At 36.7% G+C, this 25,032-nt stretch carries 17 protein-coding genes and 1 tRNA gene; 9 read left to right on the top strand and 9 right to left on the bottom strand.

Annotation, left to right across the window (positions count from 1 at the left end; all coding sequences use genetic code 11):
* Nucleotides 1-2 precede the first annotated feature (2 nt).
* Nucleotides 3-770: an MBL fold metallo-hydrolase gene (locus H6F45_RS00520; protein WP_096571597.1), complete on the top strand. Its 768-nt coding sequence runs from the start codon at nucleotides 3-5 to the stop codon at nucleotides 768-770.
* Here the strand turns inward: H6F45_RS00520 and H6F45_RS00515 are convergent.
* Together H6F45_RS00515 and H6F45_RS00510 are read right to left on the bottom strand one after the other, a co-directional pair.
* Entirely contained in the window at nucleotides 767-1,021 is a 255-nt protein-coding gene (locus tag H6F45_RS00515) for a hypothetical protein (RefSeq protein ID WP_190346173.1), read from the bottom strand. The genes H6F45_RS00520 and H6F45_RS00515 overlap by 4 nt on opposite strands.
* 32 nt (nucleotides 1,022-1,053) lie before the next feature.
* Nucleotides 1,054-2,310 (bottom strand): VCBS repeat-containing protein, encoded by a 1,257-nt coding sequence (locus tag H6F45_RS00510; RefSeq protein WP_096571599.1) that lies wholly within the window; start codon nucleotides 2,308-2,310, stop codon nucleotides 1,054-1,056.
* 380 nt (nucleotides 2,311-2,690) lie between these two features.
* Here H6F45_RS00510 and H6F45_RS00505 point away from each other — a divergent pair, with 380 nt between their 5' ends.
* The 4 genes from H6F45_RS00505 to H6F45_RS00490 all read left to right on the top strand — a co-directional run bounded on the left by H6F45_RS00505 (nucleotide 2,691) and on the right by H6F45_RS00490 (nucleotide 9,352).
* Nucleotides 2,691-3,998 (top strand): aminopeptidase P N-terminal domain-containing protein, encoded by a 1,308-nt coding sequence (locus H6F45_RS00505; RefSeq protein ID WP_096571601.1) that lies wholly within the window; start codon nucleotides 2,691-2,693, stop codon nucleotides 3,996-3,998.
* Between the two features lie 314 nt (nucleotides 3,999-4,312).
* A complete protein-coding gene (locus H6F45_RS00500; RefSeq protein WP_190346172.1) occupies nucleotides 4,313-5,947 on the top strand; it encodes a P-loop NTPase fold protein in 1,635 nt (544 codons plus the stop codon).
* Nucleotides 5,944-8,292, top strand: a complete 2,349-nt coding sequence (locus tag H6F45_RS00495; protein ID WP_190346171.1) for a WD40 repeat domain-containing protein — start codon at nucleotides 5,944-5,946, stop codon at nucleotides 8,290-8,292. The genes H6F45_RS00500 and H6F45_RS00495 overlap by 4 nt, the downstream gene beginning before the upstream one ends.
* Complete coding sequence (locus tag H6F45_RS00490) at nucleotides 8,285-9,352, top strand: ATP-binding protein (RefSeq protein WP_190346170.1); 1,068 nt, start codon at nucleotides 8,285-8,287, stop codon at nucleotides 9,350-9,352. The genes H6F45_RS00495 and H6F45_RS00490 overlap by 8 nt, the downstream gene beginning before the upstream one ends.
* 396 nt (nucleotides 9,353-9,748) lie before the next feature.
* Here the strand turns inward: H6F45_RS00490 and H6F45_RS00485 are convergent, their stop codons facing one another.
* Both H6F45_RS00485 and ftsH2 read right to left on the bottom strand, forming a co-directional pair.
* Nucleotides 9,749-10,114 carry a hypothetical protein gene (locus H6F45_RS00485; RefSeq protein WP_190346169.1) on the bottom strand — a complete coding sequence of 122 codons (366 nt, stop codon included), beginning with the start codon at nucleotides 10,112-10,114 and terminating at the stop codon, nucleotides 9,749-9,751.
* A gap of 166 nt (nucleotides 10,115-10,280) precedes the next feature.
* A complete protein-coding gene (gene ftsH2, locus H6F45_RS00480) occupies nucleotides 10,281-12,167 on the bottom strand; it encodes an ATP-dependent zinc metalloprotease FtsH2 (protein WP_190346168.1) in 1,887 nt (628 codons plus the stop codon).
* Nucleotides 12,168-12,877: 710 nt separating this feature from the next.
* Between ftsH2 and H6F45_RS00475 the strand changes: the two genes are divergently transcribed.
* The 4 genes from H6F45_RS00475 (at nucleotide 12,878) to H6F45_RS00460 (ending at nucleotide 20,793) form a co-directional block, all read left to right on the top strand.
* The gene (locus tag H6F45_RS00475; protein ID WP_190346167.1) at nucleotides 12,878-14,140 is read left to right on the top strand and encodes an ATP-binding protein; all 1,263 of its coding nucleotides are present in this window, start codon (nucleotides 12,878-12,880) and stop codon (nucleotides 14,138-14,140) included.
* Between the two features lie 169 nt (nucleotides 14,141-14,309).
* On the top strand, nucleotides 14,310-17,621 hold the full coding sequence (locus tag H6F45_RS00470) for an ABC transporter substrate-binding protein (RefSeq protein WP_190346166.1): 3,312 nt from the start codon (nucleotides 14,310-14,312) through the stop codon (nucleotides 17,619-17,621).
* Between the two features lie 38 nt (nucleotides 17,622-17,659).
* Complete coding sequence (locus H6F45_RS00465) at nucleotides 17,660-19,999, top strand: NB-ARC domain-containing protein (RefSeq protein ID WP_190346165.1); 2,340 nt, start codon at nucleotides 17,660-17,662, stop codon at nucleotides 19,997-19,999.
* A 656-nt stretch (nucleotides 20,000-20,655) separates the two neighbouring features.
* The gene (locus tag H6F45_RS00460; protein WP_190346258.1) at nucleotides 20,656-20,793 is read left to right on the top strand and encodes a hypothetical protein; all 138 of its coding nucleotides are present in this window, start codon (nucleotides 20,656-20,658) and stop codon (nucleotides 20,791-20,793) included.
* 97 nt (nucleotides 20,794-20,890) lie between these two features.
* Here the strand turns inward: H6F45_RS00460 and H6F45_RS00455 are convergent, their stop codons facing one another.
* The 5 genes from H6F45_RS00455 to H6F45_RS00435 all read right to left on the bottom strand — a co-directional run bounded on the left by H6F45_RS00455 (nucleotide 20,891) and on the right by H6F45_RS00435 (nucleotide 24,984).
* Nucleotides 20,891-21,385 carry a hypothetical protein gene (locus H6F45_RS00455; protein WP_190346164.1) on the bottom strand — a complete coding sequence of 165 codons (495 nt, stop codon included), beginning with the start codon at nucleotides 21,383-21,385 and terminating at the stop codon, nucleotides 20,891-20,893.
* Nucleotides 21,386-21,538: 153 nt separating this feature from the next.
* Nucleotides 21,539-22,978 carry a glutamate--tRNA ligase gene (gltX, locus tag H6F45_RS00450; protein ID WP_190346163.1) on the bottom strand — a complete coding sequence of 480 codons (1,440 nt, stop codon included), beginning with the start codon at nucleotides 22,976-22,978 and terminating at the stop codon, nucleotides 21,539-21,541.
* Nucleotides 22,979-23,132: 154 nt separating this feature from the next.
* A tRNA-Asp gene (locus H6F45_RS00445) sits at nucleotides 23,133-23,206 on the bottom strand.
* A gap of 159 nt (nucleotides 23,207-23,365) precedes the next feature.
* Nucleotides 23,366-23,590, bottom strand: a complete 225-nt coding sequence (locus H6F45_RS00440) for a hypothetical protein (RefSeq protein WP_190346162.1) — start codon at nucleotides 23,588-23,590, stop codon at nucleotides 23,366-23,368.
* Between the two features lie 206 nt (nucleotides 23,591-23,796).
* Nucleotides 23,797-24,984: an esterase-like activity of phytase family protein gene (locus H6F45_RS00435; protein WP_190346161.1), complete on the bottom strand. Its 1,188-nt coding sequence runs from the start codon at nucleotides 24,982-24,984 to the stop codon at nucleotides 23,797-23,799.
* Nucleotides 24,985-25,032 lie beyond the last annotated feature (48 nt).

Genomic DNA, 25,032 nt, shown 5'->3' with positions numbered 1-25,032 from the left:
TCATGAAACGACGAGAATTATTGGGTTATGCTGGTGCTGGTTTAGCAACTGCTTTAGTTACTAATTTCAGTTCTCACCTGCCAGTTAATGCCCAATCTAGTGGTGTATCAGTTCAGTGGTTGGGTCACACCTGCTTTTTGTTTACTGGTGGGGGTGTAAAAATTCTCGTCAATCCTTTTCGGACAGTTGGTTGTACTGCTGGTTATCGTCCCCCCAAAGTTGTAGCGGATTTGGTAATGATTAGCAGTCAATTGTTAGATGAGGGTGCGGTGGAAGGACTACCGGGAAATCCTAAGCTGATTTATGAACCGGGTGTGTATGAATTTAAAGGTTTGAAGTTTCAAGGAATTTCTATAGATCACGATCGCAAAGGTGGCAGACAATTTGGTAAAAATACTGCTTGGAAATGGACTCAGGGGGGAATTAATATTTTACATTTGGGTGGGGCGGCTGCACCTATTTCTCTTGAACAAAAAATCCTCATGGGTCGTCCTGATGTAGCTTTAGTTCCCGTGGGTGGTAGTGCTAAAGCTTATAATGCCCAAGAAGCAAAACAAGCTGTGGGGGTGTTAAATCCTAAGTTGGTGATTCCTACCCATTATCGCACTCAAGCCGCTGATCCCAATAGTTGTGATATTACACCTGTGGATGATTTTCTGAATTTAATGTCGGGTGTGAATGTGCGCCGGAGTAATGGGGATACGGTGAATATTGCTTCTGGGAATTTAAAAGAAAATACGGAAATTCAGGTTTTGAGTTATAAGTTTTAACTTGGTGAAAACAAGACTGGAAACAAAAAGCGATCGCCTTTCTGTGAGATTAAATCAAAAGTGCGATCGCTAATTTTTAGTTGCAAATAATTCTTAATTCTGAAAATCTTGATATAGCAACAGTCAGGAGTCAGAAGTTCCAGGAGTCGTAGGGGCGAAGCATTCGGAAAACAAGCTGGGATAAAAATTGATAATTTATCGCCCGAATGCTTCGCCCGTACAGGAGTGAGGATCAAGTTTTTTCTTCCCAATCACCAGTCACCAATCCCCAGTCCCCAATCACTTATGCTGTATACCATTCTGGAGTTAGCTTATCTGCATCAGCAATAGGTGTTTCAGTAGCGATTGTTCCATCCATAGTCCAGATTTTATCTGCACCGGTTTGTTGATCTCTCCAGTAAACATCAGTCTTACCATCACCGTTAAAGTCACCAAGAGATGCGGTATAACCAGGGGTGTTGCTGGGTAAGAAGGCTTCAGAACTGATGCTGGTACCATCCATTAACCAAGCTGTGTTTTCGCCGGTTGTGGCATTATGCCAGAAGATATCGGTTTTACCATCGGTGTTGAAATCACCAATTTTAGCAGTCCAACCTTCGCCCAGTGATTTAACAACACCTTCGGTAACAAAAATACCGTTCATTGTCCAAATCTTGTTCTCACCGGTTGCAGTGTTGCGCCACAAAATATCTGTCTTTAAGTCGCCGTTGAAATCTCCAAGAGAATAACCCCAAGAGACATCTTGAGATTGTAAATTGTATTTGGTGGCTTCGCTACCATCCATAAACCAAGCTGTGTTTTCGCCGGTGGTAGTATTGCGCCAGAAAATATCGCTTCTACCGTTACCATCAAAGTCAACGATGGTTGCTGTTAAAGCTACATCTGTGGTTTCTAAAACAGTGGCACTAACTACAGTTGTTCCGTCCATTTGCCAAATAGCATTTTGACCGGTGGTGTTGTTACGCCAGAAAATATCGGTTTTGCGATCGCCATTAAAATCGCCAATTTCTGCTTTCCAACCTGGATCAACTCTATCTAATGTCAGGAAACTAGCAACTCTTGTTCCATCCATTAAGACAACTACATTTTCACCAGTTTGTTCATTGCGTAATAAGAAATCTGTCTTATTATCGCTGTTGAAATCAGCAGTTTTATAACTCCAGGTTGATAGGTCATAAGTACCTAAAGAAGCCTGTTCAATAACTGTTGTACCATTCATCAGGCGCACTAAAATTTCACCTGTTTGGACATTTACCCACATTTTATCAGTTTTTCCATCACCATTGAAATCTGGAACAATGGCGGCACTGGTTAAATAAGGATTGGGATTTGGGTTAGCACTTAAAGGTGGTAATGTGGGTAGATTATTTGTAGGTAAATCACTTGGCATTTGGGGCAATAATGAATCTGCTGGTGAAGGTGCAGAACTACCACCACCGGGCAGTGAGATATCAAGAGGGCTTGTCAAATCTTGTGATGTTTGGCGAGATTCTACCGCCCAACTTGTTGTATTTAAATCTAATCCTGATTTACTAGGCATGGTCTGTTTTTATGAGTAATTAATATAAAGTTTTAATTTATGGAAAATAAAGATTCTGTAAATAACAAACATTTACTAAAAAAAATAACGGACAATTGTTATTGTTTATAGATATTTTAGAGATGTTGAAAATGATGAATTATGAAAAATTAAAAGTTATCCATGAGCAATCAAAAAAACTTTTATTTTTTGTTGATCAATGTCAGAATTTAAGCATCAAATCCTGTTTTGTTGACAATACCTTTAGATCCCCGTTGAAGAAGTTGGGGATCTGAGTAATTCAAAATTGGCTAAAATAATTGAGATTAGCAATTACAAACTTTACTGAGTAACTTTGCTAAAGTTAAAAACAACACTATATCTTTGAAGGTAAATCGGCTATGAAATCAGAATATCGGCAACGTCGTGAACAGGTAATGTCGAAAATTGGGCAAGGAACAGCGATTTTTCACAGCGCACCCACAGCAGTCATGCACAACGATGTCGAGTATGTTTACAGACAAGATAGTGATTTTTATTACTTGACTGGTTTTAACGAAGCGCAAGCGGTAGCAGTGTTAGCACCCCATCACGAAGAACATCAGTTTATTTTGTTTGTGCAACCCAAAGATAAAGAAAAGGAAGTTTGGAATGGTTATCGTTGCGGGGTGGATGCTGCAAAGGAAATTTATGGTGCAGATGCAGCTTATCCTATTGCAGAGTTAGATGAGAAATTACCGCAATATTTAGAAAAAGCAGATCGGATATATTATCATATTGGACGGGATGGTAATTTCAACGAAAAAATTATCAAACATTACCAACGTTTACTGCGTACCTATCCCAAACGGGGAATAGGACCCACAGGGATAGAAGATACCAGCACAGTTTTACACAGTTTGAGATTACATAAAAGTAAAACCGAACTAGACTTAATGCGTCAAGCGGCGGATATTGCAGTGGAAGCACACAACCACGCTTTAAATATTACCGCACCGGGAAGATATGAATATGAAATACAAGCAGAAATAGAACATATTTTCCGGTTAAGGGGTGGGATGGGTCCTGCTTATCCTTCCATTGTTGCGGCGGGAAGAAATGCTTGCGTTCTGCACTACATTGAAAATAATTGTCAGATGCAAGAAAACGAATTGTTATTAATTGACGCTGGTTGTGCTTACGGTTATTACAATTCAGATATTACCAGAACATTTCCCGTAGGTGGGAAATTTACAGGAGAACAAAAAGCGTTATATGAAATAGTATTGGCAGCACAAAAACAGGCGATAGAAGAAGTTAAACCAGGTAATGCTTTTGATGCACCTCATAAAAAAGCAGTGCGGATTTTAACAGAAGGTTTGGTAGAATTGGGTTTATTGAAAGGAGAGATTGATAAATTAATAGAAGAGGAAAAATATAAACCATTTTATATGCACAGAACGAGTCATTGGTTAGGGTTAGATGTGCATGATGTGGGAATTTATCAACATGGAGAAAACCCGCAAATTTTACAACCGGGACAGGTTTTAACTATAGAACCGGGTTTATATATTGTACCGGATACCGAACCGGCAGAAGATCAACCAGCAATTGATCCGCGTTGGGTGGGAATTGGGATTAGAATTGAGGATGATGTGTTGGTTACTGCTACTGGAAATGAGGTTTTAACTGCGGGGGTTGCGAAGGAAATTGAGGATGTAGAAAGATAATTTGTAGGGTGCGTTAGAGAAGGGTAACGCACCGATAATGTAGAGATTTTAGCAAATTAGAGCAGGGGAATTATTGCCAGGAATTATCGCCAGGGAATAAATTCCCTGTCTAAAAGCTGAAGTCGGTTAAAACCGACTATTTTTAGAGTGCGTTTTAACGCACTTTTGCTATTAGCCCAGAAATTGATTTCCGGGTGGGTTTGGAAGATAACAGATCAACCAACGAAGAATAAATTACCTAGAAATCACACCCACAGTAAATAAATAGTGTTAAAATCGTTCATGCTGTACTGAAAAATCAGATCAAGGTAGCTATGAATCAAAAAGTAGAAAAGAAAATTTTAGAGTTAATCGAGTCTTCAGAACTTGCATTTTCTGATCCTATAGCTGAAAATGCAGTACATAATGCCAGGAAAGCAGGGGAGGCTTTGTGTAAAGCAATAATTTTTAATCATTATGAAGAAACTTTTGGTGAAGAAATTATCTTAGGAAAAAAGAACTATAAAGGAAACACCAGAAAAAGTAAGCCAAATTTGGATGAATTAATTACTATAGTTGCTCAAGAAAATCAAGAAGAGGATTCAAAATACATAACAATTACAAATAAAACAACCCGTGATAAAATTAAATCTTATCTTGACATAATCAGAACTCATGGTAATCCTGCTTCACATAATCCTAATGTTCCAGCAGATATAATAGATAGTAATGATTTATCAGTTACAAAGCAAGCTCTTAATAATTTAATCATTTGGTTTTTTGAAAATTATTTAGGTAGAGATATTCCTACAGAACTAAAACCATTTATATCTTCATCTTTACCCATTATACCCACAGAATTTAAAACTGTCATTGAGGATAAAACACAAATATTTTGTGGTCGCAAATTTGTATTTAATGCTATTACTGCATTTATCCAAAATCATCAAAGCGGCTATTTTACCATCCTTGGTGATGCAGGAATGGGTAAAAGTGCTATAGCTGCAAAATATATAGTAGATAATCCTGGTACAATTTGCTTTTTTAATATTCGTACAGATGGTACAAACCGCCCTGATCAATTCCTTAAATCCATTCGTCAACAATTAGTAAATAGGTTTAATTTACAAAATGCAGAAAATGAGAATTTATCTACTTTATTAACTAAAGCTAGTGAAAAATTGGCTGATTCTCAAAAATTAGTCATTGTTATTGATGCTTTAGATGAAGTTGATCAAGAAGATAATGGTAATTTGTTAAATTTACCGATGTACTTACCAGATCATGTTTACCTGATCCTTACCAGAAGACCTTATAATTCAGATGAGAAAAGATTAACACTTTCCCCAAATACTAAGTATTTAGAATTGGATTTAAGGAAATATCAAGATAATAGTAAAGATGATATTAAAGCCTATATTTTAGAATTTATGGCTTTACCAAAATATCAACCAGGTTTAGACAACTGGATAAATAAACAAAATGGACTTAGTAAGGCGCAATTTGTTAATACTATTGCCGCTAAAAGTGAAAACAATTTCATGTACTTACGCCTTGTGTTAGAAGCTATTGCAGATGGATTTTATAAGGATGAAAAACTAGAAGAATTACCCGCAGGTTTACAGGGATATTATTATAGTCATTGGCGGATTATGGGAATGACTAAGAAACCTTTACCCAAGGATAAAATTAAAATCATTTATGTAATGTGTGCTTTAAAAAGTGCCGTATCGCGTGAAATGGTCGCCAAATATTCCCAGGAAGATGATATCACAGTGCAGGGAGTTATTGAAGGTTGGACACAATTTTTACAGGAACAAAAAACCTATCAACCGCCCCGTTATCGCTTTTATCATGAGAGTTTCCGCGATTTTTTACAACGTCGAGATATTGTGGAAGCTGCGGGAGTGAGTTTACCACAAATCAGCGCGGAAGTTGCTAATAACATGGGTGAGGGATTAACACTATGAGTAACTTTCGTAGTTGGTTTGATGAACGGTCAGAGGAAGCAAAAGCACAGTTTTTAGATGAATATCCGCGATTATTATTAGCGGGTAAAGAGTATATACAACTGTTTAAATTATTATCCAACTACTACTTTATCGAAGCAAAAATCAATCATCCCTTATTTGGAGTCCAAGCACTAATTGAAGATTATGATTTATTAGATAATTCCGAAATCAGGAATAATTCAAAGTATGCTGAAACTGTCAAAGCATTAAAATTAATTCAAAGGGCTTTATTTAGCTCAACACACATAATATTTAAAGATCCAAAACAACTCAAGGGACAACTATCAGCACGACTAAGATATTTTGATTTACCAGAAATTAAAAATTTATTAGCACAAATCGGCACAGATAAAAATACAGGTTTATATAGTTTAATAGGTAGCCTCAAACCCCCTGGTGGTGGTGGATTAATTCGTACTCTTATAGGTCATCGTGGCCGGGTAAATGCGATCACAGTCACACCCGATGGTAAAACCGTGATTTCTGGTTCTTATGACAACACTATTAAAATCTGGGATTTGGGAACAGGAACAGAAAAATTCACCCTTGAAGGTCATAGTAGGTCGGTAAATGCGATCGCACTGACACCCGATGGTAAAACTGTGATTTCCGGTTCTGATGACAGCACTATCAAAATCTGGGATTTGGGAACAGGAAAAGAAAAGTTTACCCTTCAAGGTCATAGTTCCTTTGTAAAAGCAATCGCACTCACACCCGATGGAAAAACAGTAATTTCTGGTTCTTGGGACAAAACTATCAAAATCTGGGATTTGGGAACAGGAACAGAAAAGTTTACCCTTCAAGGTCATAGTGACTGGGTAAGTGCGATCGCACTCACACCCGATGGAAAAACCATGATTTCTGGTTCTTATGGCGAGACTATCAAAATCTGGGATGTGGAAACAGGAACAGAAAAGTTCACCCTTCAAGGTCATAGTAGGTCGGTAAATGCGATCGCAGTCACACCCGATGGAAAAACCATGATTTCTGGTTCTTATGACGAGACTATCAAAATCTGGGATGTGGAAACAGGAACAGAAAAGTTCACCCTTCAAGGTCATAGTAGGTCGGTAAATGCGATCGCATTCACACCGGATGAAAAAACCGTGATTTCTGGTTCTAATGACAACACTATCAAAATTTGGGATTTGGAAATAGGAACAGAAAAGTTCACCCTTCAAGGTCATAGTAGGTCGGTAAATGCAATCGCAGTTACACCCGATGGAAAAACCGTGATTTCTGGTTCTTGGGACAACACTATCAAAATCTGGGATTTGGAAATAGGAACAGAAAAGTTCACCCTTCAAGGTCATAGTGACTCGGTAAGTGCGATCGCATTCACACCGGATGAAAAAACCGTGATTTCTGGTTCTAATGACAACACTATCAAAATTTGGGATTTGGGAACAGCAACAGAAAAGTTCACCCTTCACGGTCATACTAGCTGGGTAACATTGATCACAGTCACACCCGATGGAAAAACTCTGATTTCCGGTTCTGATGACAACACTATCAAAATCTGGGATGTGGTAACAGGAACAGAACAGTTCACTCTCAAAGGTCATAGTGACTCGGTAAGAGCGATCAAACTCACACCCGATGGAAAAACTTTGATTTCTGGTTCATACGAGACTATCAAAATCTGGGATGTGGTAACAGGATCAGAAAAGTTTACCTTTCAAGGTCATAGTGACTCAGTAACAGCACTCGCACTCACACCCGATGGAAAAACTCTGATTTCTGGTTCTGGTGACAACACTATCAAAATTTGGGATTTAGGAACAGGGAAAAAAAAGTTTACCCTGAAACGTCATAGTAAATCGGTAACAGTGATCACAGTCACACCCGATGGAAAAACCGTAATTTCTGCTTCTGATGACAACACTATCAAAATCTGGGATTTGGCAACAGGGAAAAAGAAGTTTACCCTTCAAGGTCATAGTGACTCGGTAAGAGTGATCGCAGTCACACCCGATGGTCAAACCATTATTTCTGGTTTAAATGACAAGACTATCAAAATCTGGGATTTGGGAACAGGGAAAGAAAAGTTCACCTTCAAGGGTCATAGTGACTTGGTAACAGCGATCGCACTCACACCGGATGGAAAAACCGTGATTTCTGGTTCATCTGACAACAGTATCAAAATCTGGGATTTAGCAACAGGTCAAGAAATAGCAACTTTCACAGGTGAAAGTCCTATAACCTGCTGTGCAGTTGCTCCCGATGGGGTGACAATAGTAGCAGGAGAAGATTCAGGAAGGTTACATTTTCTGCGTTTGCAAGGAAAGGTGACAGATGAATAGTATATCTTTCTCTGCTTCAGCAAACACTGAAAAATTTGTTGGTCGTGATTTTGTCTTCTCTGCTATTAATAATTTTCTCCACCGTTACCCCAAGGGTTATTTTACTATTGTCGGTGTTCCCGGTAGCGGTAAAAGTGCTATTCTCAACCAATTGGTACTGCAAAATTCTGATATTATTTATTATAATGCTCAAATTCCTGGTAAAAATCGGGTTGAGGAATTTTTAACGTATGTTTGTACACAGTTAATAACTAAATTCCAGAGTTTATTAAATAGTGAAAATCTGGATTTTGATCATTATGATAGTTCGGTTTTTTCCTTATTATTACAACAAATCAGCGAGAGGTTATCACTGGATTCAAAGTTAATTATTATTATTGATGGTTTGGATCGGGTTGATATTCATAGTCAAGCTGTGGGAACGAATTTATTTCATCTACCGCGATATTTACCCAATCAAGTTTATTTTATTTTTGCTCGTCGTCCTTATAAAAAGTCGCATGGTGGGTTGTTAATTGAAGCACCTGCTCAGGTTTTAGATTTAGCGGATTTTCAGAGGGAAAATAGGGAGGATGTACAGGAATTTATTCGGAATAAAAGAACCGCAGAGACGCAGAGTTCGCAGAGGAATATAATTGATTTGATTGATGAGGATGAAGATAATTTTATGTATGTGCAGCAGGTTTTAACTGCTTTTTCTGAGGGTTTTTATAATCAACCTGAGAATATTAATAGTATTCCCCCAGATTTAGAAAGTTATTATCAACAACATTGGGAGAAAATGCAAGGTGATGGTTTATCTGATGTTGCTGTGAATGTATTGCGGGTTTTGACTGCTGGGGAAATGCAACCGATGTCAGCTTTTGCTATTAGTCAGGTTATCAATGAGGATGTTTTTGATGTGATGGAGGTTATGGAACAATGGTTAGAGTTTTTGCGAGAATTTAGGGAAGGTAAGGAAGTTAAATATCAATTATATCATCACGCTTTTCGGTTGTGGTTGAGGGAATGTTTGTCAGGTATTGTGCAAATAAAGCCAGGGAATAAATTCCCTGTCTAAAAGCTAAAGTCGGTTAAAACCGACTATTTTCAGAGTGCGTTTTAACGCACTTTTCCTATTAGCTCAGAAATTCATTTCTGTGCGGGTGTGGAAATTAACAGATAAACTGGAAATAGTTTATATATTTAGGGGTTGCTGAGAAAGTCTTTCCGTGAGGGCATAGGAGTCAGGAGTCAGGAGTCAGGAGTCAGGAGAAGATTTGAAAATTTCTTTGCCATCTCTTGAAATCCCAAAAAATGCACACTTTTTCCGGTATACCCTTCAAAACCCTTGCACTAATTTCTGTGTTTATCAGCCTCTAACCTTTGATATATCAAGGTTTTAGGTTTATTCAGCAAACCCTATTTAGATTCAATGTAAAATTGAATATTAATGTCAGTGAATTGTTTTAAAGTATTAGTTTGGGTTAAGAGACGCTGCTATTTCTTCATCAATTTCTGCATCTGTTAAAGGATGAACAGCTTGTAATTCCTGGGTTTCTTGACATAATTGGCTAAATTCTTCAGCTAATTTCTGTCTGTGGGTATCTGGTTGATAATTCCTTTTTAGTTCCTGCATCATTTTAATTTTCTCCTCCAGTAATTTTTGTGCTGGTTCTCCCGAAAGAATTGTAATTTTTTGACTTTCTTGATTGAGATTTTGTTTTTCTGCTAATACTTTTAAAGCATCAGTAATCACTTCATTAGGTGTTTTATATTTACCTGTTTTTAACTGTTCCTGCAATAACTTCTCTTGTTCTGAATCCAAAATAATTTGTATCATATTTCTTACCCTGTTACCAGTTTTCTATAATTATAACCATCAACATTGATTTATTTTGTTGGGTTGCGCTTTCTTTGTACCCAACCTACGGATCTGCGGTTTATTATTCCCAAAAAAATAGGGACAGTTTACACCATCCCCATTAATTTCCTATTCTTGAAAACCTTTACAGTTGAGGAACAAACTGTTGCTTATCAGGTACTTCAGTGTACTCAGCGACAATTTGCCGGAACTCGTCACCGTCAATGGTTTCTTTTTCAATTAACAGATCAACCAAGCGATCTGTAACACTACGATGTTCACGGATAATTCTCTTAGCATTTTCATAACACTCTTCGGCGATCGCTCTCACTTGTGCATCAATCCGAGAAGCAATAGACTCAGAATACTCGGATCTGGTTGTCCAGTCACGACCTAAGAACACTTCACCTTGTTGACTTTCCAAAGATAAAGGACCTAAATCAGACATCCCAAACCGTGTTACCATTTGTCTGGCCATTCCTGATAACTGTTGCAAGTCTCCACCCGCACCAGTTGTCACTTCCGCAGCACCAAAAATTACTTCCTCTGCTGCACGACCACCCAAAGCACCTGTAATTCTCGCTTTCAGTTGAGAACGGGAAATTAAACCCTGTTCTTCATTGGGCATAAACCAGGTTAAACCCTGTGCTTGTCCTCTGGGAATGAGGGTAACTTTCTGTACAGGATCATGGTCTTTTAATAAAGTACCCACCAAAGCATGGCCAACTTCATGGTAAGCAATTAACCGCTTACTCTTGCTGTCTACTAAAGGAGTACCTTCCATCCCTGCAACTACCCGATCCACTGCATCATCAATTTCTAATAGGGTAATTGCTTCTTTACGTCTTCTTGCTGTGAGAATAGCTGCTTCGTTGAGGAGGTTAGCAAGATCCGCACCACTGAAACCAGGGGTACGACGGGCGATCGCTTCTAAGGAAACACTCTTGTCTAATTTCTTGTTCCGTGCATGAACTTCGAGAATTTCCAAACGTCCTTTAATATCGGGAGCGTCAACTGTTACCTGTCTGTCAAAACGACCGGGACGCAATAGCGCAGAGTCGAGAACGTCAGGACGGTTGGTAGCTGCAATAATGATGATGCCAGTATTACCTTCAAAACCATCCATTTCTGTTAACAGTTGGTTTAAGGTTTGCTCCCGTTCATCATTACCACCACCGATACCAGCACCCCGTTGACGACCTACAGCGTCAATTTCATCAATAAAGATGATACAAGGAGCGTTATCTTTCGCTTTTTTGAACAAGTCGCGGACACGGGAAGCACCCACACCCACAAACATTTCTACAAACTCAGAACCTGAGATAGAGAAGAAAGGAACACCCGCTTCACCAGCGATCGCTTTTGCTAATAAGGTTTTACCTGTTCCTGGAGGTCCAACCAACAGCACACCTTTAGGAATTTTCGCACCTACTGCGGTAAATTTCTCCGGTTGTTTCAAGAAAGTAACAACTTCCTGTAATTCTTCCTTAGCTTCTTCAATTCCTGCCACGTCATCAAATTTTACGCCTGTTTTCGCTTCCATTTGGAAACGAGCGCGAGACTTACCAAAATTCATCGCTTGGCCAGGACCACCGGGAAGGTTATTAGAGCGACGGAACAAAAAGAATAAACCAGTAATCAATAACACTGGGAACAAAAGATTACTTAACAAACCCCAGATCGCGCCATCATTGCGGATAGGATGAGCATCAAAGCTAACGTTATGTTCTTTAAGTTTATTGATCAACTCAGGAGCGTTAACGGGTAAGTCTACTCTCCAGCGTTGAATGCGGTTTTCAATATCTTGGTCGTTAGCTTCGATAATTGCAGTTCTGCCACCATCGTACAAGTCTACACTGGTAACGCGATCAGCGTCCAAGTATTCTAAAAAGCGCCCATAGGTCATGCGGGTATTAGCTGCATTACGGCTGTTATCTGCTGGTTGACCGGCAAAAGTACCTTGCCAAAAGAAAAAGCCTATTACCAAGGCCAGCACGGACCAAAGTGCTACAATTCTCCAAGAAAATTTCATCTGTTAATTTGCCTCTAGTACCAATATGACTACTTTTGTAACGGATGTTTATAAATCCATTTTGTAATTTCAGCCATGACAGCGTAGTTTGCCTATGGCAGATTCGGGAAATTTTTCTAGAATCTTAATTAAATTTAACCTAATTCTCATACTAATACCAATTGAAAATTCCAAATTAAAAGTTAAATCTTCCTAAAAGCTTATCTATCAAGGGTTTGGCTTTTATTTTTATTTTACTCTTTTTGATCCTTGATTTTTGTCTAAACGTAACAAACTAAAACATATTAATATATAGTTAAATCCATATATCTATGTATATGTATAATTTAAAAATTAATACAATGTAAAAATATGGAGATTGAATCACGAAGAAGGGAACAAACGAAGCAAATTAAGTAGTCCTGAAGGATAGAACTCTCTGAAAATCAATGTAGGGAAAATTCATGAATTTCTCTACAAACGCTTCAAATCATGATTATGTAATTATCAGAGATATCTAAATATGTTGAATTAATTTAACTTGCATACTTAGTTATCAGATAGCCTTTTGGCGATTGGTGATAAACGACTACTGGTATTGAAACTAATGTTACAAATGTGATAGACTCTTTATAGAAATGGTAATATTTAGCTAATCGTGATGTAGTTTTTAGTTTCCCAGTAATATCTTCATATATACAAATATTTTTTACAAATCCAGGCTAGGAACCATGTTAAATCCCTTATCAAATCCTTTTTTTCCCTCAAGACCAGTTCCCTATGAAAGTTTTGTCGGCCGCACATCAGAAATTCAGTTGGTCTTTGGACTGATTCATAAACGCAGTCATTGTGCTATTTGGGGTGGTCCGGGGATGGGGAAAACCTCATTTTTAAGAAAACTTGCTTCTGAACAAACACTAAAGGAACATGGTGTAGATCCATCTAAAGTAGTAGTTGTACTACTGTACTGCCAAGATATCATTCCCTTCACACCTGCTGGTTTTTGGCAGAACATATTAAAACTGCTACACGATAAATTACATGATGAACCGGAATTACAAGATCAAATTAAACCTTTACTGACACAACCACCTACAAACCGGGTTGTACGCAAAGCATTGCGGAAATTAGGTGACAATGGTAAATTTTTATTACTGTTAGCAGATGACTTTGATACAGCTGTAGAAACCAATGAAAACTACACTGAAGCAGAAATGGGAACATTTTTAGCAGAATGTCGTAATTTGGCAGTTCATGCAGACGAAAGTCAACATTTATCTATGATAGTGTCCTCACTTCAACCCTTAGGTGAAGTCGGACCACCACTTAATGTTCATGCTTCTCCTTGGTACAACCACTATTTATTTCAATCGCTCAAACTATTTAATACTAGCGAATTGGTGGAAATTTTAAATATTATTAAACCTGAAACATTACGCGGCGAAATTATCAAAATTACGGGTGGACATCCGAGTTTAGTACAAATTGCTGGTTTTCTAATATATCAAGAAATACAGCGAGATCATGATGCTAATGCTGAATTATTTATTCAAGGATTTGAACGCGATACTAGACATATTTTTGAAGTCATCTGGCAAAGATGTAATCCTACAGAACAGCTTTTATTGATGCTGATAGCCTTGCTTGATTTGGATGGTCGTATCCAAGATATAAGATTTAATTTAAAAGGGATAGGCAGAATTATGACTCAGCATAGATGGAATTTAGAAAAGTTAGAAGATAAAGGTATAATTACTTCTAGTATTGTAGATTCAGAAAGGTTGTATTCGTTTACTTCACCATTGATGAAAAAATTGGCAACACAGCAAATATTAAATACATCAGAGCAATTTTTTCACAGTAATGAGTTGGTAGTTCTCAACCTCATTAGTCGTAGCCAGTTGGAGCAAGTTAAAAATTTCCTATCTTTGTTAAATCGGAACGCTGAACTAGTTAGAAACCTTTTAGATTGGATTCCGAGATTACCATTTTAAGAGGATGTTTTAATAGTGGTATACCATGATTTTCATCACATTGCCGCCCCTGTATTCTTGTAAAGGATAGGGTTAAGGAGCGGTAAAAATATTAAAAATATTCGATACACCATGAGTGTCATCAAAATCATAGATTAGCACAAAGAATAACCCTAGAATTGTTACTAAAATGAATCCATTATCCAATCTACCCCCTAATCCTTACATTGTAGGTATACCAATTAAAAAACCAGAAGATTTTTTTGGACGAGAAGAGGTATTTTCTGCTATTGCTGATAATCTGAGCCAAGATGTGCAATTAACTTTACTGTATGGACAAAGACGCATTGGTAAATCATCTGTACTTAACCTAATCCCTAAAAAGATTAGTAGCGATAAATTTATTTTTATAGCGTTTGATTTCCAAACAGTAGAAAGATTATCTAACGCTGAAATTTTATGCAGGATTGCCCGTGAAATTTTGGAGAAATTAGAAGCTTTAGGATATTTACCAGATGAACATTTATTATTAGAGCATTTAGCTGAAAATATCATCGGAGATTATACAATTTTTGGTCGCGAGTTTTTACCTGAGGTTTATCGGCAGATAGTTGATAAAAAAATTGTTTTTCTTTGGGATGAATTTGATGTAATAATGGCAAGAAATGATGAGCAAGAAAACCAACAATTTGCAGATTACATAATACAAATATTAGAAAGAGAGCAAAAATTAACACAGACTAGCTTATTTCCTAGATTATTTATTATTCCCATTGTTGGAAGAGAAATAAATAAATTACCAACTTTAGTTAATTTCTTGCGGACAGCAATCAATAAACCAATTTCGTTGTTGGATAAAGATAACATAGCGAAATTAATTACTCAACCCGCAGTAGATATTTTAACATTCGACACTTCTGCGATAGATGCCATCTTTAATCTATCTGCTGGAAGTCCATATTTTACGCAGGTTATTTGTCATACTATTTATAGTCAAGTAAGTAATAATTATCTAGAAAATCCCCAGAGTAGTATATTGAATATTACTGCTACAAATGTTGAAAATATTCTAGACCAAGCAATAATAGCGGCACAAGGTGGTTTAAGCTGGTTCTGGGAGGGATTAAACTCGCAGCAGCAAGTAGTTGTTGCAGCCGCAGCAGAAGCTAAAAATATAGCGCTCGCAAATCACAGACAACATAACAAATCATATCCTATTGAAGAACCACTAACACTATTAACTAATGACTACGGTATAGAAATCACAAAAAATTTAACAGACGCTTATGAACAACTATGTGAGTATAAATTTTTAGATGAAACAAGACGGCAAGTAAAAATAGAGTTTGTTCGTCTTTGGTTAATTAGACAACATCCTTTGCAAGACACTTTACGAAATGAAAATAATTTACAAAATATCAATAAAGAGGAAGTAGAACAGTTATTATTATTAGCCGATAATTTACGCGAAGGTAATCCTGATACAGCACTGAACTTGTATAGAGAATCTGTCAGGCTGAATCCTAATAATTTTAAATCTATTACTGCTTTAGCTAAAGAATATTTAAGTACAAAACATATAGACGAAGCTGTTAAGCTACATAAACGAATTTATAAATTCTACTATAAAACAAATTTTCATCAACTAGAACTGATTTTACAACCTTTACTAGATTTAGCCCGACAAAAATCAGAAGCTAAAGATTTTAACGAAGCATTAGAACTTTGTCGCATGGCTGATCAAATTGATAGTGAACAAAGTAAACATACTCTAATAGATGTCAGGGAAGATTATGGACATAATTTAATGCTTAACCAAGAATGGGCTAAGGCCGAAGAACAATTTAAGTTAGTTTTAGAAATTAATCCTAATAGTAGGTTTTCTAGACGATCACTGGCACAAATTGAAAGTCAAAGAACTGGGGCAAATGGGGCAAATATTACATTGACGGAAAATGTTGATTACCCATCTGTTCCTGTGTCATCTGAACCCATAGCTGAAACTAGGCGTCTACCTCCTCAACCTATAGCTGGCACACCGCACTTACTAAACAGGATATTAACATTGAAAGGAGTTCTAGGATTAGCTATAATAGCCATTCTTGGTTTAGGAGGGTATGGATTATTTACTACAGTTAGTAAACCTTGCAGACCAGGAGAAAACAAAGAATTTGGCATTCGGTGTGTAGTAGATAATAGTAAAATTAGTCGAGGCGATCGCACCTTATTTCCTGAAATTAGTAATAAGTTTCGTGATCAAGGTATTCACGCTTTCAAAAAAGGTAATTATACACAAGCTGCTGAGTTATTTAAAAAAGCTACAGAAGCAAATAAAAATGATCCAGAAGTACGTATTTATTACAATAACGCCCTAGCGCATCAACAAGGTAGTCCTTTTACTTTCGCTGTGGTTATACCAATAGACAGTATAAGTATCAGTAATGGTCAAGAAATATTACGGGGGGTAGCAACAGCACAACAGAAATTTAATAATGAGCAATTTAATCAGCAGAATCAAGGCTCAAATGCTAGATTACTAGAGATTGTGATTGCTAATGATGGTAATGCTAATGCAGAACAAGTAGCCAAACAATTAGCAAATGATACTTCAATTTTGGGAGTAATTGGACATAATTCTAGTGATGCTACACAGAAGGCTTTACCAATATACGAAAAAGCAAAATTACCTGTTATTTCTCCTACTAGCACTAGTATTTTACTCAATAATCCAGTTTTCTTTAGGTCAGTTTATTCAGATAAAATTACAGGTGCAAAACTAGCTGAATATGCTTGTGAGAAAATGAACCTGCAAAAAGTAGTAATTTTCGCTAATCCCAATAGCCCCTATAGTAATAGTATTAGAGAAGAGTTTACAAAGAAATTTGAAAAATTACTAACATCTAATAAAAAATTACCATGTGAGGTAGTTAGGGGTCCCCTAATTGATTTAACTGCTACTGGTTTTGATGCAGAAAAAGAAGTTGCTAGAAGTGTATATACCCATAAAGCAGAAGCTGCTCTTTTAGTTCCAAATACGGATAAAGTTGACATTGCTGTTAATATTGCTAGGGAAATTACAAAAAGAAATGAAAAGTTAAAAATACGAAATACCAGACCAGAAGTCAAAATGTTAGCAGGAGACACTCTTTACAACCATGATATAACCATAGTTAGAGGTGGAAAAAATGTAGAAGGTTTAATAATTGCAATACCCTGGTTTAGAGGAACACCAGCAGCACAGAAATTTGCCAAAGAGTTACAGCAACTCTGGGGAGGAGATGTAAGTTGGCGAACTGCAACTAGCTTTGATGCTACACAGGCATTTATTAAATCTTTGTCAAATGGTGCTTCTCGTAAAACAGTATTAGGAAACTTAAAAAATGTTAATCTTGCTACCGACGAAACATCAGGTTACCCACTTGAGTTTACAGAAGAAAGAGAGCGTCAGGGAGAGTCTATTCTATTGCAAGTTAAGGATGGTAAATTGATCGAAATTAAATAGACGGATTAGGGTACTATGAGAGTATGAACAGTTATTTTATGTCTCGCATCAATCCCTATATTCTAGGCCGTCCAGTTAACCAAGACTTATTATTTGGGCGGGAATGTTCGTTTGTGGATATTAGTGACTATCTGCAAGACCATAAAAAAGTCAAAAAAGTTCTAGTATTATACGGACAAAGACGCATTGGTAAATCATCCATCCTGCGTAATATTACTAACAAATTAAAAGAATTACATAATGAATCATATAGTAATTTTGCTGTTGTAACATTAAGTTTAGAATATTACTCTCAACAATCGCTGGGAACAGTCTTAGCAGAATTAGCTAAAGAAATTATCAGCGACTTGTCATTAGAAGACAAAAATATAGAATTACCAGAAATCACAAAATTAGAGTCAGATGTCAGTGTTTTTGATAATGAATTTTTACCACAAGTATATCAAGCATTAGAAAACAAAAATTTAGTTTTAGCACTAGATGATTTTGACATATTCATAAATACACATCCAGAAATATCGTTAAGTGTATTTTATAGAAATTTATTTTCTATCATCCAAAGAGATAAAAAATTATTCTTAATTCTAGTAATGGATCACAGACTACTGAAAACTTCCGAAAAAATCAGGAGTTTTCAGAATTTGGCTACCATCAAAGAAATTACTTTATTAGATCAGCATACTACCACAAATTTAATTAAGCAACCAGCCCAAAATATGCTTGAGTATGCAGAAGATGCGATTCAAGAGATTTTCCATCTATCAGCAGGACATCCCTATTTTACTCAATTAATATGTTTTGCTATTTTCAGTAAGGCGAGAGAAAATAATAATTTTGGTAATAAAGTTAATAAGAAAGATGTAGAAAGCATAGTAAACAAAGCCATTGAATTAGCTGAAGCTGGTTTATCATGGTTTTGGCAACAGTTTTCTATTATAGAAAAAGTTGTTTTGTCAGCAGTGGCAGAGTCTCAAAACATTTCAGAAAATTATTTACACTTAATTGCAAGAAATCAATCTAATAGAGATACTATAGATATTAATTTGATCAAAAGAACGAAGGAATACTTACAAGAAAATAATTTTTTAGACAGCACAAAACATGAAAAAGTAAAAATAGAATTATTCCGTCAGTGGATTATAAAATATCATCCACTTCATGAAGAAATTAGTCAATTAGAAAAATCGACTTTAGCAGAAAAGCAAAGTAACGAACAATTGCAAGGAGAACATATAAAAGGAGTATTCAAACCAAATATCCCAACAACACAAGTCTGGGATAATGATAAGACTGATTTTTTACTGGCAGCTAGTTATTATAAAGTTGATAAACAAGTAGATACACATCAAAACAGACCTGATATTTTTCACGTAAGATCACAATTTAACACTTCTAAACGTGATGAAGAATTAGACATATATCAAAGAAGGCGGTCTATATTAACAATAATTAGTCTTGTATGTTTATTTGTTACTAGTAGTATTATCTTGGCTAAAATTTATCGTTTATATACTGAACCATGTCCACCAGGAGAAAAAAAAGAATTTGGGGTTTTTTGTGCAGTAGATAATAGTGTAATTAGTCGGGGCGATCGCACTTTTTTCCCTAACATTACTAATCAGCTTCGTGATCAAGGTATTCAAGCTTTCAAAGAAGGTGATTATACAAAAGCTACTGAGTTATTTAAACAAGCTATAGAGGCAAATAAAAAACCAAGTGAAAATGACCCAGAAATATTAATTTACTACAATAACGCCCGCGCTAATGTTCAGGGCAGCCCTCTTGCAAGATTAGCAGTAGTAATATCAATAAATACAGGTAATAATATAAGTAATAATCAAGAGAATAATACTCTAAAGATAAATAATGCTCAGGAGATATTACGTGGAGTAGCCCAAGCACAAAACGAATTTAATGAAAAACGCGAAAGACGCAATGGTAAGAGTAGTAGACTGATAGAAATAGTTATTGCTAATGATAGCAACAAAATTAACACAGCAAAACAAGTAGCTCAGGAACTAGTCAAAGATAGTGCGATATTAGGAGTAATTGGACATAATTCTATTGATACTACCAAATCAGCACTACAAGAATATCAACAAGCAAACTTAGCTATCATATCTCCTACTTCAATTGCTGAAAGATTAAAAACTAACAAAGCATCAAAGGATTCAGTGTTGTTTACATTATCTTCTAATAAAAATGAAATTAGTGAATTTAGCCGTAATGCAACTCAGGATTTTATTGAAGCTTCATCTTTATCACCTAATAGTAATTCTCGAACTATGATACTGAAAAATTTAAAAGAAGTTCAGCTTCCCACTCAGGAAATATCAGGAGATACTGTTGAATTTAGACAGAAAAAAGAGACAAACTGAACCCATTATTAGTTATGAGAATGAATACAAATACCTCTGTGATGAATATCAGCTTGTCAAGTTACTTCTAAGAAAATTCTTTAAAAGTAGTACACTGTAACTTTATCATATTTTAAGGCTCTTGCGTCTGTTTTATCCCACATTCCGCACCCCCCAGTGTCACAATCGGTAATTTCGGTTTTTAAGCCAAGTTGAGGATAATTTTGATACAAAAAGGTCGAAATCTTAGATGGCGATAGCGAAGCGCTGCTGCAAGCAGTTCGCCAATCTCAAATCCCCAAACGACCAATCTTCGTTGTCTGACAGTTTAGGGTGGGTTCTATGAGTGAAAATGAGCTAATCTATTTGATGTATAGCTCCATTTTAGTATGTCTATAGTTTCGTTTTTATCCTGGAAATATTAGTCTAATTTATAATTTTTGTCGTGAATATCTTCTTTTATTTATCTGTTGACATCTCTAAGTGGTTTTCATTCTTATTGCTTCTTATTGAGAATACGTTTTGATGACATTTTTGGTGATTTAGTGTTTCTCAAATGCCTTTTTTCACTTTATATGTCTGTTTTTATGCTCACTTTGGTTTTTTAAATGCCTTTTTTCACTTTATATGTCTGTTTTTATGCTCACTTTGGTTTTTTATCTACGTAATTTCCTTCTGTGACAGTTTGGGGTGCGGAATGTGGGTTAAATCAAAGATTTGAGCGTGCTACAGATGGTACTGTTGATTTACGGTTTCTGTTTCCCTTGGCACTGAGTATATTAGCTGTCAGACAGTTAATGATCAAAGGTTGGTGACTGGTGATCGGTGATTGGGGACTGGGTAATCAATTTTATGTTTCCCGATCAACTATCAACTATCAACTATCAACTATCAACTATCAACTATCAACTATTACTTAACTTCTGTGATTTTTAAAGTGTAAGGAAAGTATTTCTCTTTTTCGTAGGAACCAATCCAAATTTTGTAAATACCCTCTAACCATTCTCCCACAATACCAGGATTTTTCCCATCAAAATCATCATTACACCAAATACCACCTGGTCCTTTAATCATTATAGTGGTGTCGGCCTTACTTTCCACTTGCAGTTTTAGGTAGTCAAATTTACTGAGCAGTTTTAAAGTGTGATCTTGGTCCTCATCTACAAACCCAGTACATGAACCTGTAGGAGTTTCAGTTTCTCCATTAACTTTGCTCGCTGGAACTGAACCTCCACTCATTCCCCTGACTGTCAAAGGATCAGGTGAAAATTGACGGTTAATGGTGATATCACCAAAAATAGGCGGAACTTCTTCTGCATTAACAATACTATTCATCACTGTTGTCACACCAAGTGTAACTATCATCAACGATAATCTAATGGCTAGATTAAGGGATTTTTTTGTCATTGTAATTATATTTATATTTAAGTAATTTTAAAGACAAGAATCTTCTATTTTAAGTTCCCGATATTTGCAGTTATCAGGTGAGTGGTGAGTGGTGATTGGTGATTGGTGATTGGGTTATTTACCTCCCCATCACCCCATCACCCCAGTCCCCAGTTACCCAGCTATTGCTTGATTTAAACGGGATTTATCTAAACCAATCTGATTTAACAATAACCATGATTGAATTAGGTCTGGTCCGTGTACATCCCCGGTTAAAGCTGCTCGGAGCGATCGCATTACTAAACCTTTTTTGACACCTTGCTCTTTTACCACTTGTTTAATGATGCTTTGGGCGGTATCTGCGGAAAATTCTGGTTGATTTTCCAAAGTTGTCACAATTGCTTGCAGTACAGGTTTCACCCCTTCTTGTTGCAGTTGTTGACTACCTTCTTCACTGAACTCTACCCCATCAGTAAAAAAGACTTTGCTCATGGGAACAGCATCCACTAACCGCGTTAAACTAGCAGCAATTAAACTTACCAACTGCTCTAACCAAGGACGCTCCCTACCACTAGTAAATGTATATCCTGCTTCCTCCCAAAAAGGTATTAGCAAATCTATGAGTTTATCAACTGGCATATTATGGATATATTGACTATTAATCCAATCTAATTTATCCCAGTCAAATTTAGCACCTGCTTTATTTACCCGTTCAAAGGTAAATTCTTTAGCAGCGTCATCTAATGTGAATATTTCCTGCGTAGAATCTGGGGCAGACCATCCCAATAAGGTCATATAATTTACTAAACCTTCCGCAGTAAAACCCATTTTCTGAAAGTCAGAAATTGAAGTTACTCCATCCCGTTTGGAAAGTTTGCGCCCTTCTTGATTCAAAATTAAGGGTGTATGGGCAAATTCTGGAATTTTTGCACCCATAGCTTCATAAAGTAAAATCTGTTTCGCTGTATTGGCAATATGGTCTTCTCCACGAATGACATGAGTAATTTGCATATCAATGTCATCTACCACTACCACAAAATTATATAGAGGTTGACCAATACCTTCAGCAGAAGCGCGAGCAATGACCATATCACCACCCAAGTCACTTCCACGCCAGGACATTTTACCCCGTACTAAGTCATTCCAGACAATTTCCCGATCATCTTCAATTTTAAAGCGAATTACAGATGAACGACCTTCCGCTTCAAAAGCTGCTTGTTGTTCTGGGGTCAAGTTACGATGACGGTTATCATAGCGGGGTGCTTCGTTTCTGGCTTTTTGTGCTTCCCGCAGCGCGTCTAATTCTTCTGATGTGGTATAGCAGCGATAAGCTAAACCTTGATCTAATAATTTCTGTACTGCTGCTTGGTAGAGGTGTAAACGCTGAGATTGGAAAAATGGACCTTCATCCCAGTTTAAGCCTAACCAACGCAGTCCACTGAGAATATTATCAGTATATTCGGGACGCGATCGCTCTAAATCTGTATCTTCAATGCGTAAAATAAACTTACCACCGTGATGATGGGCAAATAAATAATTAAATACAGCAGTTCTGGCTGTACCAATATGTAAATTACCAGTAGGACTGGGAGCAATACGAACTCTTACAGACACAGTTAATTCTCTCTCTCACAAAGCATTATTAATTTAACAAGTGCTGAGTGGTTGTAAACCACCGATATGGGTTATTTTCCCAGTCTGTTAAAAACAGCATTCCTGAGAGATATTTAAAATTTTCTCCCAGGAATCAGATTTTAGGGTTTTGGAACGGGACTGACGGGGCTCGAACCCGCAACTTCCGCCGTGACAGGGCGGTGCTCTAACCAATTGAACTACAGTCCCTAACAGTTGATTGCGTTTTTCTCAACTATACTATTATTGCTTAATCTTTTTTGGCTGTCAAGTAGTTGGGAGAAAAAATTGAAATTTTTTTTTCACAGGTGACTGGTGATTGGTGATTGGGTTATTATCCTCCCCTGCTCCCCCTGTCTCCCCAACCTCCTAACCTGTGGACTGGCTTTTAGCTTCCAGATGTGCCAATATTTGAGTTTGGATTTGCTTGTACTGCTGCTTTAACATTTTTTTGCTGGTATGAGATTTAGAGGATGAAGGTAGTTGCTCACTTTGTTTAACCCAAGCTTTTAACTTTTCTTTCTGTGCTGTGGCAATACTAATGCTAAGAATATTAGCGCAGTGATGGGGGGGTTCAAGGGTAAAGAGAATCAAAGAGTAAGAATTATTAGCAGATATTCCATTACATAAAAGCGCAATGTAAACCTAAACAAATTTGCTCGCAGATTACAAAAAACTTTGATAAATCTAAACTTTCATTTTTCAGAATTACTTAATTAGGGGTTGCTGTTCGCGTAGGGTGCCGTAGGCATAAAAGTCTTTCGGTGAGGGAATCATTAGAAGTGGCTCCCGATTCGTTTCTATGGAGAGATTCGTAGCAGACGCAATAACCGATTTAAGGGTGATTCTAGCTTGAGTTTAAAGGCTAGGATCTGGGTGCTTTGGAGTTTGTTAAAATTGTTATCACTGACTAGAATTAAGGAAGTTTGTCCATCAGGTAGTTTTGGACCAAGGGTTAAGCCTTCTATGTTGTCTAAAGCTACATCGAGAGTCTGTAAATCTAAGAGTAGTTTTTTCTCTACAGGTTTGATTTTGTTGATGTCAATGTTTGAAAGGCTGTTAATATCATGAATATCATCGCCATTTTCTAGAGAAACCTGAAACAAAGAAATCGCAAATCCCAAACCTGTAAAAGTTCTTTCTACACTCAGTAAATGTCCTTGATTATCTAAAGAAAGTAAATCTGGTAATCCACTGTCAAACCTGCCTGTAAAATTGAATAGCGGTGTAACTGGTTCTGTGATATACAGAAATTCTTTTTCCGGTTGGTTGGTGGCTAGGTTATATTGCACAATGCGACAAGGACTACCAAAGCCGGGTTTTGCCGCTGCACCATCCTGAATGAGTGCGTTTTCAGTCGCTGTAAATAATGATTGATTATTTTCTGAGATGGTGAGGCTTTCAAAAGCTAAGTTATTACGTATACCCTGCTGACTTTTTGGATCTGGTAAAAATTTATCCGGTATAGGTAAGCTGGTAATAGCTTGGCCAGAAGATAGAGAAAATTCTTTAATAAAAGGATTTATGGATTTTTGCACATCTCCTTCAGAAGCAATGAATACAGTGGCTTTGTTAGTTACAGCAATACCTTCTGTATCGGTTTCACTAGGAGGAAATTTTTGATTATTTTCATTTAATAAGGTGGTGACAGCTACGGGAATAACTCCATCTTTGGTTAATTTTCCTGTGCTGAGGTCAATTTTTAAGGTATAAAATCGAGCAGGTGCTTTTTGCCCTCTGTCGTCAGAAATGGCATAATAAAGATCATTTTTAGCATCATAAGTAATTCCTGATAATCCTCCTAGTTCGGTTTTTTGGAAAGAGTATCCTGTGGGTAAGGTGGCTGCACCAATAAATTTTATATCTGTTATTTTAACTGTTGCTGAGGCAATATTACTGAAGAATATACTGATAATACTGCTAATGATAATGGTAATCGTCAAGTAAATAATGAATAATGGTGTTCTGAGTTTTTTCATTAGTTGCATGAAGAAGTAATGCCAATTAAAAGTGAAAAATTAAAAATTAACAATTGG

The organism is Sphaerospermopsis sp. FACHB-1194, assembly GCF_014696235.1.
Taxonomy (GTDB): domain Bacteria; phylum Cyanobacteriota; class Cyanobacteriia; order Cyanobacteriales; family Nostocaceae; genus Sphaerospermopsis; species Sphaerospermopsis kisseleviana.
This window is presented reverse-complemented; position numbering and strand designations above follow the sequence as displayed.

What these genes read in the sequence shown, in the direction of transcription:
- ftsH2 (WP_190346168.1), bottom strand. Translation starts at nt 12,167, where the DNA reads ATGAAATTTTCTTGGAGAATTGTAGCACTTTGGTCCGTGCTGGCCTTG.
- H6F45_RS00505 (WP_096571601.1), top strand. Translation starts at nt 2,691, where the DNA reads ATGAAATCAGAATATCGGCAACGTCGTGAACAGGTAATGTCGAAAATT.
- H6F45_RS00500 (WP_190346172.1), top strand. Translation starts at nt 4,313, where the DNA reads ATGAATCAAAAAGTAGAAAAGAAAATTTTAGAGTTAATCGAGTCTTCA.
- H6F45_RS00435 (WP_190346161.1), bottom strand. Translation starts at nt 24,984, where the DNA reads ATGCAACTAATGAAAAAACTCAGAACACCATTATTCATTATTTACTTG.
- H6F45_RS00520 (WP_096571597.1), top strand. Translation starts at nt 3, where the DNA reads ATGAAACGACGAGAATTATTGGGTTATGCTGGTGCTGGTTTAGCAACT.
- H6F45_RS00470 (WP_190346166.1), top strand. Translation starts at nt 14,310, where the DNA reads ATGAATCCATTATCCAATCTACCCCCTAATCCTTACATTGTAGGTATA.
- H6F45_RS00465 (WP_190346165.1), top strand. Translation starts at nt 17,660, where the DNA reads ATGTCTCGCATCAATCCCTATATTCTAGGCCGTCCAGTTAACCAAGAC.
- H6F45_RS00490 (WP_190346170.1), top strand. Translation starts at nt 8,285, where the DNA reads ATGAATAGTATATCTTTCTCTGCTTCAGCAAACACTGAAAAATTTGTT.
- H6F45_RS00495 (WP_190346171.1), top strand. Translation starts at nt 5,944, where the DNA reads ATGAGTAACTTTCGTAGTTGGTTTGATGAACGGTCAGAGGAAGCAAAA.
- H6F45_RS00455 (WP_190346164.1), bottom strand. Translation starts at nt 21,385, where the DNA reads ATGACAAAAAAATCCCTTAATCTAGCCATTAGATTATCGTTGATGATA.
- H6F45_RS00510 (WP_096571599.1), bottom strand. Translation starts at nt 2,310, where the DNA reads ATGCCTAGTAAATCAGGATTAGATTTAAATACAACAAGTTGGGCGGTA.
- H6F45_RS00475 (WP_190346167.1), top strand. Translation starts at nt 12,878, where the DNA reads ATGTTAAATCCCTTATCAAATCCTTTTTTTCCCTCAAGACCAGTTCCC.
- H6F45_RS00485 (WP_190346169.1), bottom strand. Translation starts at nt 10,114, where the DNA reads ATGATACAAATTATTTTGGATTCAGAACAAGAGAAGTTATTGCAGGAA.